Annotated in this window: 14 protein-coding genes; 8 read left to right on the forward strand and 6 right to left on the reverse strand. The window is 47.5% G+C overall.

The window, feature by feature from the left end:
* The first annotated feature begins 121 nt into the window (after positions 1–121).
* Positions 122–820, forward strand: coding sequence for a glutathione S-transferase family protein (locus KIO97_RS03725; protein WP_050905773.1), 699 nt, complete (start codon positions 122–124; stop codon positions 818–820).
* Positions 821–1,061: 241 nt separating this feature from the next.
* A complete protein-coding gene (gene gorA, locus KIO97_RS03730; protein ID WP_005429991.1) occupies positions 1,062–2,417 on the forward strand; it encodes a glutathione-disulfide reductase in 1,356 nt (451 codons plus the stop codon).
* Between the two features lie 122 nt (positions 2,418–2,539).
* Here gorA and KIO97_RS03735 read toward each other — a convergent pair whose 3' ends face one another.
* Positions 2,540–3,151, reverse strand: coding sequence for a bifunctional 4-hydroxy-2-oxoglutarate aldolase/2-dehydro-3-deoxy-phosphogluconate aldolase (locus tag KIO97_RS03735; protein WP_005430025.1), 612 nt, complete (start codon positions 3,149–3,151; stop codon positions 2,540–2,542).
* Positions 3,152–3,160: 9 nt separating this feature from the next.
* Entirely contained in the window at positions 3,161–4,537 is a 1,377-nt protein-coding gene (locus tag KIO97_RS03740; protein WP_285381042.1) for a GntP family permease, read from the reverse strand.
* A gap of 152 nt (positions 4,538–4,689) precedes the next feature.
* Here KIO97_RS03740 and KIO97_RS03745 point away from each other — a divergent pair, with 152 nt between their 5' ends.
* The gene (locus KIO97_RS03745; protein ID WP_045413949.1) at positions 4,690–5,211 is read left to right on the forward strand and encodes a gluconokinase; all 522 of its coding nucleotides are present in this window, start codon (positions 4,690–4,692) and stop codon (positions 5,209–5,211) included.
* Positions 5,208–7,004, forward strand: a complete 1,797-nt coding sequence (edd, locus tag KIO97_RS03750) for a phosphogluconate dehydratase (RefSeq protein WP_285381044.1) — start codon at positions 5,208–5,210, stop codon at positions 7,002–7,004. The genes KIO97_RS03745 and edd overlap by 4 nt, the downstream gene beginning before the upstream one ends.
* Before the next feature lie 233 nt (positions 7,005–7,237).
* On the opposite strand, the gene KIO97_RS03755 is transcribed toward edd, so the two are convergent.
* The 4 genes from KIO97_RS03755 to KIO97_RS03770 form a co-directional block, all read right to left on the reverse strand.
* Entirely contained in the window at positions 7,238–7,567 is a 330-nt protein-coding gene (locus KIO97_RS03755) for an SMR family transporter (RefSeq protein WP_005434604.1), read from the reverse strand.
* Positions 7,568–7,569: 2 nt separating this feature from the next.
* Positions 7,570–7,947 (reverse strand): SMR family transporter, encoded by a 378-nt coding sequence (locus KIO97_RS03760; protein ID WP_047480093.1) that lies wholly within the window; start codon positions 7,945–7,947, stop codon positions 7,570–7,572.
* Between the two features lie 203 nt (positions 7,948–8,150).
* Positions 8,151–9,077, reverse strand: a complete 927-nt coding sequence (locus KIO97_RS03765; RefSeq protein WP_005430035.1) for a LysR family transcriptional regulator — start codon at positions 9,075–9,077, stop codon at positions 8,151–8,153.
* Between the two features lie 48 nt (positions 9,078–9,125).
* On the reverse strand, positions 9,126–10,133 hold the full coding sequence (locus tag KIO97_RS03770; RefSeq protein WP_029789280.1) for a LacI family DNA-binding transcriptional regulator: 1,008 nt from the start codon (positions 10,131–10,133) through the stop codon (positions 9,126–9,128).
* A 231-nt stretch (positions 10,134–10,364) separates the two neighbouring features.
* Here KIO97_RS03770 and KIO97_RS03775 point away from each other — a divergent pair, with 231 nt between their 5' ends.
* Genes KIO97_RS03775 through KIO97_RS03790 form a run of 4 tightly spaced genes read left to right on the forward strand, consistent with a single transcriptional unit; the run spans position 10,365 to position 15,348 of the window.
* Positions 10,365–11,717, forward strand: coding sequence for a serine/threonine-protein kinase (locus KIO97_RS03775; protein WP_285381047.1), 1,353 nt, complete (start codon positions 10,365–10,367; stop codon positions 11,715–11,717).
* 31 nt (positions 11,718–11,748) lie between these two features.
* Positions 11,749–13,224 carry a chromosome partitioning protein ParA gene (locus KIO97_RS03780; protein WP_285381048.1) on the forward strand — a complete coding sequence of 492 codons (1,476 nt, stop codon included), beginning with the start codon at positions 11,749–11,751 and terminating at the stop codon, positions 13,222–13,224.
* A gap of 2 nt (positions 13,225–13,226) precedes the next feature.
* On the forward strand, positions 13,227–13,799 hold the full coding sequence (locus KIO97_RS03785; protein ID WP_045368333.1) for a sigma-70 family RNA polymerase sigma factor: 573 nt from the start codon (positions 13,227–13,229) through the stop codon (positions 13,797–13,799).
* A gap of 4 nt (positions 13,800–13,803) precedes the next feature.
* Positions 13,804–15,348 (forward strand): hypothetical protein, encoded by a 1,545-nt coding sequence (locus KIO97_RS03790; protein WP_122018600.1) that lies wholly within the window; start codon positions 13,804–13,806, stop codon positions 15,346–15,348.
* Positions 15,349–15,492 lie beyond the last annotated feature (144 nt).

Raw genomic sequence — 15,492 nt, forward strand, 5'->3', positions numbered from 1 at the left:
AACGATGACCTCGTTGCGCTTTTTTATTTATTTTCTAAAAAATTTTCGTCTTCGCTTCGTCTTTTCTTTTTTGCCTGCGTCTTAGGGATGTAAACAAGCTAAAACATAGAGAGAAATGACCATGCTTAAAGTTATCAGTTTTAAAATTTGCCCATTTGTTCAACGCGTAACCGCAGCACTAGAAGCAAAACAGATCCCTTACGAGATTGAATACATCAGCTTAAAAGACAAGCCACAATGGTTCCTAGATATCTCACCAAACGGTCAAGTGCCTGTGATGGTGACAGAATCAGGCACGGCACTGTTTGAATCGGATGCGATCATCGAATACATCGAAGACGAATACGGTCCATTAGAGCAAGGCGTGACAAACGAGCAACGTGCACTGGATCGCGCATGGAGCTACCTAGGTTCAAAACACTACTTGCCTCAGTGCGGCACCATGGGCAGCAAAGACCAAGCAACCTTTGAAGAGCGCGCAGAGAAGCTGATCAAAGCGTTCCAAAAAGCAGAAAATCAACTGTCTGGTGAAACCAAGTTCTTTAAATCCGATGAACTAAGCAATGTAGACATGGCTTGGTTGCCGCTTCTGCATCGTGCTTCCATCGTCAAAGCGCACTCTGGTTACGACTTCTTCTGTGGTCTACCAAAAATGCAGGCATGGCAAAAGCACATCCTAGAATCAGGATTGGTAGAGAAGACCGTATCGGAAGACTTCGTGCAGCTGTTTAGTGATTTCTACCTAACCAACACTTATCTTGCGGACGGCAAAGACGTGCAAGCCCAGTCAGGCTGTGGCACATCAAGCTGCTGCGGTTAATGATTTCCCCCTACCCTGAGCATGAAAAACACTAAGCGGAATAGCGCCTTATTCCGCTTTGCTACCCTTTCATCGCTATTTGTCATAAGCAATGTCACTTTTTCCCATTTAGGAAATTGCTAGACTCGATTTATGATAGGGACATGGAATTAACAACAATTCCGTTGGGCTGTTGAGTTCATCACCCACCACCCCAATGTAATTATTGTCAGACAAAATTAATAAGCTCTTGGAGAAAGTAATGGCGACTCATTTTGATTATATCTGTATCGGCGGCGGCAGCGGCGGTATCGCATCAGCAAACCGTGCGGCAATGTACGGTGCTAAAGTAGCGCTTATCGAAGCTCAAGACCTTGGCGGTACCTGTGTAAACGTTGGTTGTGTGCCTAAGAAAGTGATGTGGCACGGCGCGCAAGTTGCAGAAGCAATGAACCTATACGCAGAAGACTACGGCTTCGATGTAGATGTAAAAGGTTTCGACTGGAGCAAACTGGTTGAGAGTCGTCAGGCTTACATTGGTCGTATCCACCAATCTTACGACCGCGTTCTTGGCAACAACAAAGTAAACGTTATCAAAGGCTTTGCTAAGTTCGTTGACGAGAAAACGGTTGAAGTAAACGGTGAACACTACACAGCGGATCACATCCTGATCGCAGTGGGTGGTCGTCCAACGATTCCAAACATCCCAGGTGCAGAATACGGCATCGATTCAAACGGCTTCTTCGAGCTTGCTGAGCAACCAAAACGCGTTGCAGTGATCGGTGCAGGTTACATCGCGGTAGAAATCGCTGGCGTACTGCATGCACTTGGCACAGAAACACACCTATTCGTTCGTAAAGAATCACCACTACGTAGCTTCGATCCAATGATCATCGAAACGCTAGTAGAAGTGATGGACGCAGAAGGTCCAACTCTGCACACCCACTCTGTTCCAAAAGAAGTGGTAAAAGAAGCAGACGGAAGCCTAACTCTGCACCTAGAAAACGGTGAGAGCCAAAACGTTGATACCCTAATCTGGGCAATCGGTCGTCACCCAGCAACTGACGCTATCAACCTAGCATCAACTGGCGTTGCAACGAACGATCGTGGCTACATCAAGGTAGACGAGTACCAAGAAACGAACGTGAAAGGCATCTACTGTGTAGGTGACATCATGGAAGGCGGTATCGAGCTAACACCAGTGGCTGTTAAAGCGGGTCGTCAACTTTCTGAGCGTCTGTTCAACAACAAACCAAACGCGAAAATGGACTACGATTTGGTACCAACTGTGGTATTCAGCCACCCACCAATCGGCACTATCGGTCTAACAACTCAAGAAGCAGAAGAGAAGTACGGCAAAGACAACATCAAAGTCTACACGTCTGGCTTTACTGCGATGTACACAGCGGTTACTAAGCACCGTCAACCATGTAAGATGAAGCTAGTATGTGCTGGCGAAGAAGAAACGGTTGTTGGCCTACACGGCATCGGCTTTACCGTTGATGAAATGATTCAAGGCTTCGGCGTAGCAATGAAGATGGGCGCAACCAAAGCAGACTTCGACTCTGTTGTGGCTATCCACCCAACGGGCTCTGAAGAGTTCGTGACGATGCGTTAATCACGCGTGAATCACTTTGCTGATTTAAGCAGATAAACAAAAAGGGTCATCAATTACTTGATGACCCTTTTTCTATTCACGTTTTAAAACGTTCGGGGGTATTTCGGAGCCGTTTGCGCGTTTTACTTAACTGCGCGAACCAATTCAGCAATACCTTCCCAATCGCCGTTGTCCATCATAGCGGTTGGCACCATCCAAGTACCGCCACAAGCGACAACTGATTTGAGCGCTAGGTAATCTTCCACGTTAGAAGGGCTTACACCACCTGTTGGCATGAATTCCACTGGGTAAACCGCCGTTAGTGCTTTAAGCATGTTTACGCCACCTGATGGCTCAGCAGGGAAGAACTTCAGGGTGCGTAGACCCATTTCCATCGCTTGCTCAACCAAGCTTGGATTGTTTACACCCGGTACAATTGTCACGTTACGTTGCTGACAGTATTTCACTGTGGTTGGGTTGAAGCCAGGGCTCACGATAAAGTCCACGCCCGCTTCAATTGCGATGTCCACTTGCTCTGTTGTCAGTACTGTACCAGCACCGATCAGCAGTTCTGGGTACGCTTCACGCATGATGCGGATCGACTCAGCCGCCGCTTCAGTGCGGAATGTCACTTCCGCACATGGTAAACCGTTTTCTACCAACACTTTTGCCAGTGGCAGAGCGTGTGCTACATCGTTGATTGCGATAACTGGGACGATTTTGATTTCTCTTAATCGTTGTTCAAGTGTTGTCATGGGTAACCTCTAAAGAATAAAGCTTAATGTTGCTACGATAATAAACGCGATACTACCAAGTAAAGTTTCCATTACCGTCCAAGTTTTTAGCGTTGTTTTCTCATCCATCTCTAGTAGACGAGATACTAGCCAGAAACCAGAGTCGTTGAAGTGAGAAAGCACTGTTGCACCACCTGCAATCGCGATAACGATAAAGCATAGGTCTAGCTCGCTCAAACCAGTTGATACCGCCACTACTGGCGCAATAAGTGCTGCAGTTGTCGTTAGTGCTACAGTTGCTGAGCCTTGAGCAACACGCAGACAGGTAGAGATAACAAACGCTGCTACGATCACTGGCATACCTGTGTCAGTCAGAACGTCTGCTAGTGCATCACCGATACCACTTGCACGCAGTACGCCACCAAACATGCCGCCCGCACCTGTTACTAGGATAACGCCACAGATCGGAGCCAATGAGTCGCCACACAGCTTCTCAAGTTTTGCCATGCCATAGTCTTTCGCGAATACCGCAAGAGACACTAGCAGAGTAATCAGAAGGGCTACTGGTGTTTTACCTAGCATACGTAGGAACTCAACCAGAGCTGTTTTGCCATCAATCACACCCGCAACCGCTAGCGTGTTCAGTACTGTGTCTAAACAGATTAGCAGTACAGGCAGCACTAGGATGGTCATTACTGTGCCAAATTTTGGCAGCTTAGATTCATCAACTTGTGTTTCACCGTTGAAGAACGCTTTTGATAGTGGGATATCGAATTTCTTGCCTGCGTACAGACCAAATAGGTAAGCGCCTAGGTACCAAGTTGGGATAGCCACTAGGATACCAACAACAAGCAGTAGACCAATGTTTGCACCTAGGAATTCTGCTGCTGCAACAGGACCTGGGTGCGGAGGAACAAAGCCGTGCATTACTGCAAACGCACCCGCTGCTGGTAGTGCGTATTTGATTGGCGAACCACCAAAGCGTGCTGCCACACTTAGGATGATTGGCATCATGACCACTAGGCCAGCGTCAAAGAAGATTGGGAAACCGAACAGTAGTGAAGCCACACCCAATGCAAATGGTGCACGCTCTTTACCGAAGCGTCCAATCAAAGTATCTGCCAGCACTTGCGCACCGCCAGTTACTTCCAAAATCTTACCGATCATTGCGCCAAGACCAACCAGCAATGCAACTGAAGCCAACGTGCCACCAAAGCCACTCATCATAGTTGGGACAACTTGGTCAGAAGAAACGCCAGTCGCCAATGCTGTACCTAAACTCACCATAGTTAGGGAAGCAAAAGCGTGCACTTTTAGTTTAATAATCAATACAAGTAACGCTGCAATCGCGAGGACTGCAATCGTTAGTAGGAACGTAGGGTCTGGAGCTTGGGTTAGCTGTTCCATGGGTTCACCTTTAAGAATTATTGTTTGTGTTGTGGTTCACATTTATTTGAGTTACCGGTAACATGTTACCGATAACATGAATAAGATAAACCCATATTTTAAAGTGAATTCGAAAATTGAGATCACGCGCAAATTTGTTATGAGGATAAGTTATGGCTGGTAGTAGTGTCGTCGTTATGGGCGTTTGTGCGAGTGGCAAAACCACAATTGGTGAGCACTTGGCAAAAAAGCTGGGACGTAAATTCATTGATGGTGATGATCTTCACCCACGAGCAAACATTCAGAAGATGGCATCAGGTCAACCTCTGAACGACGACGACCGCAAACCTTGGCTAGAACGTATCCGCGACGCTGCTTATAGCTTAGAAAGCAAAAACGAGCACGGCATTATTGTCTGTTCGGCACTAAAAAAGATTTATCGTGACCAAATCCGCGAAGGCAACGAGAACGTGACCTTCCTTTTCCTAGACGGCAGCAAAGAACTGATCCTTGAGCGCATGCGTGCACGCCAAGGTCACTTCATGAAAGAGAACATGGTCAACAGCCAGTTTGAAACGCTAGAGCGTCCAGAAGATGAGCCTCGCACCATTTTCGTCAGCATTGATGCAACCATTGAAGACGTTGTGTCGAATGCCGCTGAGCTAATCCTAGTGCAAGACGAGGCAATGGCATGACTCATCAAGTAATCTTAGACGTTACCCAGCGCTTAGTTGAGCGCAGCCAAGAGGCGCGAGCAGCGTTTCTTGCTCGCACTGAAGTCCAAGCCGAAGCTGGCAAAGGTCGTGTCGGTCTGTCTTGTGGTAACTTGGCTCACGCCGTTGCGGCATCTTGTTCTTCAGAAAAGAAAAACATTCTGGATTTCACTCATTCGAATGTGGCGCTGATCAGTGCTTACAACGATATGCTGAGTGCCCACCAGCCTTACCAACACTACCCAGATCAAATCAAGCAAGTGCTGTCTGGTTACGGTCACACTGCGCAAGTTGCTGGCTGTGTTCCGGCAATGTGTGATGGCGTGACTCAAGGTCAAGCGGGCATGGACATGTCACTGTTTTCTCGTGACTTAATTGCTCAATCGACAGCACTTTCACTGAGCCACAACGTATTCGATGCGACCTTGTTACTGGGCATCTGCGACAAAATCGCACCGGGACAACTGATGGGCGCGCTGTCTTACGCACACCTACCAACGGCGTTTGTGCCAGCAGGTTTGATGGCAACGGGCATCAGCAATGAAGAGAAAGTCGACGTTCGACAAAAATACGCGGCGGGCGAAGTAGGTAAAGACGCACTGCTTGATATGGAGTGTCGTGCTTACCACTCAGCAGGTACGTGTACCTTCTACGGCACCGCAAACACCAACCAACTTGTGTTTGAAGCAATGGGTTTGATGCTGCCAGGTTCAGCATTCATCCACCCACATACTGAGCTACGTAAGGCGCTGACCGATCATGCAGCTCTGAAAATCGCGGCAATGAATGCAGGTTCAGCAAACTTCCGCCCATTGTCTGAAGTTGTTACAGAAAAGAGCCTAATCAACGGTATTATTGCTCTGTTGGCATCGGGCGGCAGCACCAACCACACCATCCACATGTTGGCGGTGGCGCGTGCAGCAGGTTTGATTCTGGCATGGCAAGACATCAGTGACCTATCTGAAGTCGTGCCACTATTAGCGCGCGTTTACCCGAATGGTCCAGCTGACATGAACGCGTTCCAAGAAGCGGGCGGCGTACCTGCGCTATTACATCGTTTGGACGAGTCAGGCTTGCTTCACCGTGACGTGAAACCGGTATTCGGCGAATTCGAAGACCAAATGACGCTACCAAGCTTAGTCGATGGCAAACTGACTTGGACTCCATGTGGTGGCAGCCAAGACAGCGAAGTGATTGCAGCGCCAACGCAAGCTTTCCAAAATACTGGTGGTACTCGCGTACTTCACGGTAACTTGGGTAAAGCGGTGGTGAAAGTCTCTGCGGTGAAAGAAGATCAGCGCATCATCGAAGCGCCTGCGCTCGTATTCCAATGCCAGCACGAAGTGGAAGCGGCATACAAACGCGGTGAACTAAACCAAGATTGCATCGTGGTTGTGACGCACAACGGCCCTGCAGCGAACGGCATGCCAGAGCTGCATAAACTGATGCCAATTCTTGGCAACGTGCAGAAAGCGGGCTTTAAAGTCGCGCTAGTAACAGACGGTCGACTATCGGGTGCATCCGGTAAGATTCCATCAGCAATCCACGTTTCTCCAGAAGCAATTCGTGGCGGCGCGATTGGCTTGGTGCGCAATGGAGACATCATCCGCGTTGATTGCCAAACTGGCGAGCTGAATAACCTAAGCGACGTTGCGGGTCGTGAATTGTTAGAGATGGATACTGAAGCCAAGCAACAGACTTGGGGTCGTGGTTTCTTTAGCGTGATTCGTCAGAGCGTTTCGAGCGCAGAAGAAGGCGCAAGCTTTATTGTTTAAGGCGGGAAGAAAGACCCCGTCATTCCGACGAGCCTAGGCGAGATCAGGAATCTAATATCAAAGTGCTGTGAAGCGAGAGGAAACACCTCTGCCACAGCACTTTTTGTTGGTAGATTCTGAATCACGCTCGTCCCTCGCTGTTCAGGATGACGAGCTTTGGGGTTGGTCACTTTTCTTTTTAAATAAATGAATCCGTCATTCCGACGAGCCTAGGTGAGATCAGGAATCTAATATCAAGCTGTCTTCATCACCACAACCGCGGCAATCACCACAAAGATACCAAACCAGCCAATCGGCTTAAGCTTTTGTTTGAACAGCAAAGCGCCACCAATCGCGGTACCTAAGATACCTATTGCACCCCAAGAGGCGTATGCGATCGCAAGGTCGATCTCTTTTACCGCTTGAGCAAGCAAAGTAAACGCTGCCATCACCAAAACAATCGCAGTGATGCCCCACCCTCTGTGCTTAAAGCCTTTAGAGCGAGTCAGCGCCATGTTCGCCATAATGTCGACCAACGCCGCCATGACAACAAATCCAAATGAAACAGTAAAAAATTGGCTCATGATTAATACCTCGCATTCGATGAGCTTGGCAACTCATCTTTTTGTTGAGGCTGACCGTGTGATTCACCGAGCGTCACACACACAATACCGACCACCGCCAGCGCCAAACCAAGCAACTGCTGCGTACTTAAGTTGGCATCAAATAAAACGATAGAAACCAGGGTAATCAAGGCGATACCCAAACCTTCCCACGTTGCGTACGCGACACCGATAGAGATTTTCTTTGCCGCTTTCGACAAGAAGTAATAGGAAATGGCGATCAGAACGTACATCACCAGATAGCCTTCCCACGCATTACTTTCACCAATAAACGACATCGTACTGGTACCGGCAACTTCGGCAACGATGGCGAGCAATAAAAATAGACGTGCAATGAGCATGATTCATCCTCCCCAGAAATTAAAAAACTGCATAACGGAGAATGGTGAATGTCCTTTAAGAATCAGACATTCAAAGAATTGATAAGATAAAAAGAGCCGCTTCTCCTGACTATTTGTAGTCAGATTAGCCCTTCTTCAGCGAAACAGACAGGTAATTGAGATATTCATTTTTGAATATCTTAAAGGACAGTTTGCTTATCCGATCACGTTAATGGCGTATTGAGGGTTTGCTGCACTACTTGGTGCAAATGGCGGTGCAATGGGTGGTTGCGGTAGGTCTGCAAATAACCGCCCGAAACAACAAATTGACTGAACTCTCGGTTGACCATCGGCATTGGGTAAGACGCAAGTTCGTGCATCAAGTGCGCAGTACTTTGGCTAGCATACATGATGGCATCGGTTTCAAGCAGCATTTGGCAAGCAACACGTAAATTGTAGGATTTAAGCAACACAACGGGCTCATAACCCATGCGGCGATATTCCGATTCCACCGTACACAGCGGGTTGTAAGACGCTGGCGCAGGCAAAGAAACCAGTGGCAATTTCGACACTGTATCCCAATCATTGCTGATTTGCGACAACGTCGGATGGTCTTTACGAGCCAAAATCACGCGCTTTTCAACAAATAGAGGGCGCATGTAGATGTCTTTCGACAACTCGGTTTCTTGGTCGAGAATGCAGTAGTCATGCTCGCCCTCTAGCATCTCGTCTTGGGAATAAATGTTCCAGCTTGAGAAAGCAAACGAGGCTTGAGGAAACGCCTGATGGCAACCGCGCAATAAACGCTGACCTTGTTCGTCCATCAAATAAGGGTCAGTCACAATCGCAATCTGACCTTGGTATTCGAGTGGGTCGAATTCCGAAAACTCCTGCACTACTTTTTCTAGTGGAGACAGCATGTTATCAAACTCCGCCGCTAAGCGAATCGCCATTGGGGATGGCTCTACCCCATGAGCTTTACGCACAAACAGCGGATCATCAAACACGTCTTTGAGTTTCATCACCCCACGACTGGCGCTGGGTTGCGAAATGCCAAGCTGCATCGCCGCCAACTTGATGCTGCGATTTTCTACCACGGCTTTAAGTAAGCGCATTAAATTAAGATCTAACGCATCAAGTTGATGTGGCATGCCCGTGTCCTTATCAGAAACGAATGATGAAAAATAAACGTGAGTGAGTTAGACGCTCTCGCCTGCTGTAATTTGATAGCCCATGTTCACGACCGTCTCAGCTTGCTCTTCACCCTTAAGGCGTGCAATCAATAGCTCGGCACTTTTCTCACCAATCTCGAAACGCGGTGTATCCACACTGGTCAGTTTCGGGCTGATGGTTTGTCCGATGTCTAATGCGTTGTAACCCACCACCGCAAGTTGATCGGGTACTTTGATGCCGCGTTGCTGAGCACTCAACAAGGTACCAATCGCGATGTCATCGTTGGTACAAAATACGCCATCAAGTTCTGGGTAGGTTGCCAGTGCGCGCTCCAACAAATCATGTGCCAGCGAGAAGCTTGAGTGATCGCCCGTTAGCACGTGTTTTGGCTCCAACCCTGCTTCTATCATTGCACGATCGTAGCCCTGCATACGCAATTTAGTACGCGTATCCAAACGAGCACCGAAGTAAACGATTGTACGCTTGCCCGATTCCAACATGCGCTTTACGACGCTGTAAGAAGCATCTTCGTGATCCATACCAACCGCCATATCTATCGGCTGCTCTGGCAATTCCATGGTTTCGACCACGGGTACACCTGCGTTCTTGATCATCTGCAAAGTGCGTTGAGTATGGTGACTTTCGGTTAGGATTAAGCCGTCAACTTGATAAGAAAGCAGCGACGCAATTTTGCGTTCTTCTTCCAGCTCGTCATAACTAAAGTGCGCAAGTAACGTTTCGTAGCCATTGGCTTTAGTGACGGTTTCAATGCCCTGAACAAAAGACGCAAAAATTTGGTTGGACAGTGAAGGTAACAAAATACCAATCGCTTTACTGGAAGACTTCGACAACATCGCCGGTGCACGGTTTTCGATGTAGCCCATCTCTTCAATCACGGCGGCAATCTTCACCCGTGTTTTTTCTGCCACCGAGTCTGGATTGCGCATGTAACGCGAGACGGTCATTTTTGTTACGCCAACTTTGTCTGCGACATCCTGCAATGTCGTTCTTGCTTTCTTATTCTGCTGAGCCATAAATATCTAATTTATCAGTAATGTTACTAGTAACATTATGACTAATAGACTCGTCGCCGACAAGCTCAGTAAAAACCATCTGCTACATCATTAATAAAACCATAACCTTAACGCTCAAATAACCATCAAATTGCAATGCTAACATTGTGATTTAGAGCTTAATAAATAAATGACATTAATATTGAGTTTCTTATAAAATACCGTACCTAAAACAATAAGATACGAAGCACAGTGCCGTTAATCTCCAGCGAAACCCAGATTTACTATCACCTGCTTGATCTGGACGACTCTCAGAAGCAGCAATACCTCGACGAATTGCAGCAGAGTCAACCTGAGCTGTATCTCCAAGTCGCCCCTCTTTTAGCCAGCGAAAGTGAAGAAGAACAACTGACACAGTTGCTCGGCTTCGGTGCTAGCTTGGCGACCACAAAAGAGGTCGATCTCACGGGGGAAGTGATCAGCAAGTACCGTCTTACCCACGAGTTAGGTCGTGGAGGCATGGGGGTGGTATATGCAGCATTGCGCGCTGACGAGACGTTTGAACAAGACCTGGCGATCAAGTTCATCCAAGCCAATCTCAGTAATGTTTTGGGCAAACGCGCGCTGTTTGATGAAGCCCAGCTTCTGGCTCGTTTGAACCACCCTTACATTGCCAAAGTGTTTGATGGCGGCTTGCACGGCGATTCAGTTTATATCGTGATGGAGCGCGTTTTTGGTCAGACTCTAGACTCCTATTTGTTGCTCACGCCAATGGAAGAGGACGACAAGTTGTTGCTGTTCAAGCAGATTTGTCAGGCAATGGAACACGCCCACCAGCATCAAGTTCTACATGCGGATCTCAAACCAGAAAACATCCTGATTGATCGCAATAAACGACCAAAACTGCTCGATTTCAACCTGACACAAAAGGTGCAATCAAGCAGTGATGATGCGTCTCCAGCATTGATCGCCTTCAGTGAGAAATACGCCAGCCCAGAACAACAAGCCGGAGCATTTTTGACTGAGCAAAGTGATGTGTATTCACTGGGTAAGATTCTGGCGCTGATGTTTCCTGATCAGCCAATGTGGACAGATATTTATTGGGTGGTAAGGCGCGCGACGCGGACCAAAGCGAAACAGCGCTACCTCAATGTTCGCGCACTGCGCCAAGATATTGAATGCATTTTGGAGCGACGCCCAATTGAGCAAAAGAAGCACTGGCCGCTGTACAGCACGCTTCGTTTAGTACAACGTCGACCGCTGCCATCGGTGTTGTCCGCAATCTTAGTGTTATCTGGCTTGCTATTTGGTAACACGCTGATTCAAAAAAACATACAACTGCAACAAGAGAAGAAGATTGCAGAAGACATCATGTACGAAGTCACGCGCCTTGTCTTTCATGCCAAGGGGCAAAACGTCGAGCAAATGTCCGTCAGTGCCATGATGGAGCTGACACGCAGGCGAATTCTGTCTAACCCAGATATTCCCAAACACATAAAACAAAAAATGTTGTTGGCGATGATGACGCCGGTGCCAGAGAAGCACCTCACTAAATCAATAAGTTGTCAGCCAAATTGTGCACCAAAGGACCGCACTCAACAGTAAGGCTAAACAAGAAAAAGGCTTAAAAACTAAGATGCACACACGTTCCGTTGCGATCTGGCTGTCTGCTTTAGCGATAGCGCCAGCATGGGCGAGCTCAACTTCTGCGACTCCCTCGTTAGAAGCAACAACGCCTACCATAAAGCAAGGTTTCTTCATCGATTCACCGGTGACTGGTCTGTATTACAAAACCAGCTCCAACCTTTCTGGCCACACCGATAAAGGCGCGTTTCAGTATCGCCCTGGCGATGTCATCAGCTTCTTCCTCGGCAATGACGACAAAGGCTACTTGCTCACTACGATGTCGAGCCAAGAAGTGCTCACGCCAACCATGGCGACCACCAAGCCAAGTCGCAGTATCAACATGACCCGCTTATTGCTCTCTCTCGATAGCACACCAGAAAACCGCCAAGAGATTGTACTGGCTAATAAAGTACTCTCCGACCCCACTTTCCAAGCGCAACTCAAGCGCCTCGACCTCAACTTTCTAGATGACGCTAGACAACAACTCAATTTGGATTGGGTTTCGGTACAAGAAGCGGTCGAACACCTCAATGAAAGCCAACGCTATATCGAGAAGAACTTTGCCTCAGATGAAATCATTTTTGAGCCTCGTGATGTGCGCTTTAAGAACATCATCATCAAGAAGAAGGATTGGCAAGGTCGCGCCTGTGCGTTTGATATCCGTTATCAGCACCATCCCCGCTATCGCCCACCAATCGGTGAGGTTAACTTCACCATCACTGAAGAAAATCTGATCCAGCACCCAAGCGTGGGGGACTATTTCCAAGGCTGTTTCTTAGCGCTCAATCAAAGCGTCACCGAAGACATTATCGAACCAATTGAAAATTTCTCAGAGTGGGAGAGCTTTGTCGGCTGCGCGGATACAGGTTGCACCCGCAATGACCTAAATGGCTTCTCGCTGGAAGATTATGATGATGAAGGCGACTGGAAATATCGCTCGGTCGCACTCAACTTCGATCCAAATACCCAACTGTTGATGGAAAAAGTGCAAGGTTTGGGGCCAAATGAACACGTTAAGCACCATAACCGCACTGAAATGCTGTGGTTTACCTATCCTGATTCAGTTGATAACCAAATTGCCTACCAAGGCGTGTGGCAGCAAACTCAATACCTACAAGACTCGATGAAACAATCGTGTCTTCTAATGCGCCATAACCAAGTGTTGCGTTTACCTGTCGATGCCGTTAAATGCCCCACAGATATCAGCCTATACACCCAAGACGTCACTAACGAATACTTAGACATGTGGTGGGTCAACAACGATCAGGAAAACGCCGAATTAGCACAGATGAACGTGATGGTTCGCTGGTCACCCGCCCCTTCAGAAATCAACTACACCACGTGGGAATACCTGCCAGCAGGCAAAACGTGGGAGCAAGGCATTTTGTATCGTTACCAGCAAGACATCAGTCGTAATCGCGATGGCTCTGATCGTATCGAAACCCATTCTATCTCTGAGTTTGTAAAAGTAAGTGAGGACGTATAGCCATGGCTTCTAAATCTACCCTGACGCAAATTATCCAGCAGTGGCAAGCCGGCGATAAAAAAGCGGAAAGTGAGTTGTACCAATTCGCTTACCTACAGCTGCGTAAGATTGCTCAGCAAGAACGTGAACGCAACGCAGAGAAATACGGCACCGACAACAAGGTGCTTTCAGACAGCGTAAACAGCACCACGGCGCTCATTCATGATGCTTATTTGAAAATGTCTAACTGCGACATGAGTGAGATTGAAACCAAGCGCGACTTCTTCTTAATGGCAGCCAAAGTGATGCGCCAAATCTTGATCGACAACGCACGCGCCCATCAAGCGCAGAAGCGCCAACACATCACCTTGATGAAGGAGGAAGAAGATCGCTTCGAGCAACTCATCATCATGGATAAAGCGCTCGACAGCTTCAGTGTGCGTTATCCGCGCCAGTCTAACGCTTTGAAGCTCAAGTACTTGATGGGTATGAAAAACCAAGAGATCTGTGAACTGCTGGAATGCAGCGCCAGTTTGATTGAAAAAGACTTAAAGTTTTCACGCAGTTGGCTGCACTCAAGAATGGCGCACGCGTAACATCATGACAAAAAAATACTGGATTGCAGGCGCACTTGGTATCTGCTTGATGGCAAGCTATTGGCTTTCAGATGAACAAACGACAGCTGTCGCTGCTAATATCAAACCTGCACAAAATAGTACTGATAAGAAAGACGCCGCTCATGGTGAGCGCACTTCTTTGATTGAAGTAAAACAAGCTTTAACCTCGTCAGCACTAGAGCGGAGCAACGATCTCGCCTTTGAAAAAGCTCTCGAATCAACCTTGTCAGAGCACCCTGAACAGGTTCCAGATGCTTTTGGATCATCGGTGGTCAATTACTCCGGAAGCCTGACTCAAACCTACGTTAGCAACAACCCAAACCATGATTCGACAGACAACGGCAAACCGATCATCAACCTTGCGGTAGAACAGCAGCTTCAAACCATCATCTTTGGTTGGGAGCTAGCACAGAACAACCCGATCAACTATTCGCTGGGGTTGGAGCAGCTGTTTGAAGATCCAGAAGGCGACCTTCTCACCACCCGAATTTGGTTGGAAAACGCCAATGGGTTAAGTGTCCTTAATCAAGGACAAATCATGCTGCAAGGCGCACCAAAAGCGTTCGACCAAACCACTTACTTAGCGGTATCTGCCCGCGATGACCACCACGGCACAGAAGACCATGCTTGGGTAACAACACGCTTTGAGCTACCAGCAGTAATCGAAGAACAAAATGATACCGAGCACCCTCTCATTGATGGCATTGTGTATCGTCTGGAAACCACAAACTTACTTGGTGGGAAAAAATACGCCTATGAAGTGGTGTACTGTGAGGCATTTAAGTTTGTCGAAGAAGAAGTCTTCTATGCGGCTGCCAACAACAAAACCCATTGCCCTGAAGAGCATGAATTAAAGAAAGTCGGTCAGTATCAGATCAGCGATGAATCATTAATAGTGCAAACAAGCGACTCACAACAAATCTGGACCACCAAAAAGGTCTACACCTCACGCGTACACAAAGAAACCGAAAACTACTTCATCACTGTTTTCGACAATAATCGCTTCGAAAGCTACACCATGCAGAAGAACAAACGATCAATGGAAGAGCGTTTGAACGTCAATACAGGAGAGAAGCTGTATCAATCCGCCCGATTTGATCTGCTTATTCCGACTGCCGGTGGTTACCGCCATGCGCTTGCTGGTAACTATATTTTTGACCGACGCTTCGCTCAAGGTAATGAGTATTACGACGGTTTCGACTCAGATCTCAACATAGTCGCGTCTAATAGCGACTTATTTGCTCATGAATTCTGTCAGTTTTGGGACACCTCAATCATCGCTGGTGAAGGGATGTTTAGCGATGTAATTTCTTACTCCAACAATACCTATTGCGCGACTGCTCCTAAACCGTCGGCATACGCTTATGTCTATTTCAACAACGACTACCATGCCAATGACGTTTTTCTTCAGGGTGAAGCTTATAGCTACATCTTGCGCCCACTTCCTCAATACGCCAATAGCGTAGAGGAGTTGAAAATGAATATGATTTATTACGACCCTATTAGTTCAAAAACCACTCACAAATGAGCAAAGAGTCAAAATAAGCATTTGTATTAAATAGCAACCACCTCAAGCCGCCATTCACACCACTAATCAACGCCACAAAAAATATTCAAAGTTTTTTTACGGTTTTTTTGCGGCTTTTCGTGTCTTGAAGCCGCTTCCAGAACC

The sequence above is a fragment of the Vibrio sp. B181a genome (assembly GCF_030248375.1).
Lineage (GTDB): Bacteria > Pseudomonadota > Gammaproteobacteria > Enterobacterales > Vibrionaceae > Vibrio > Vibrio campbellii.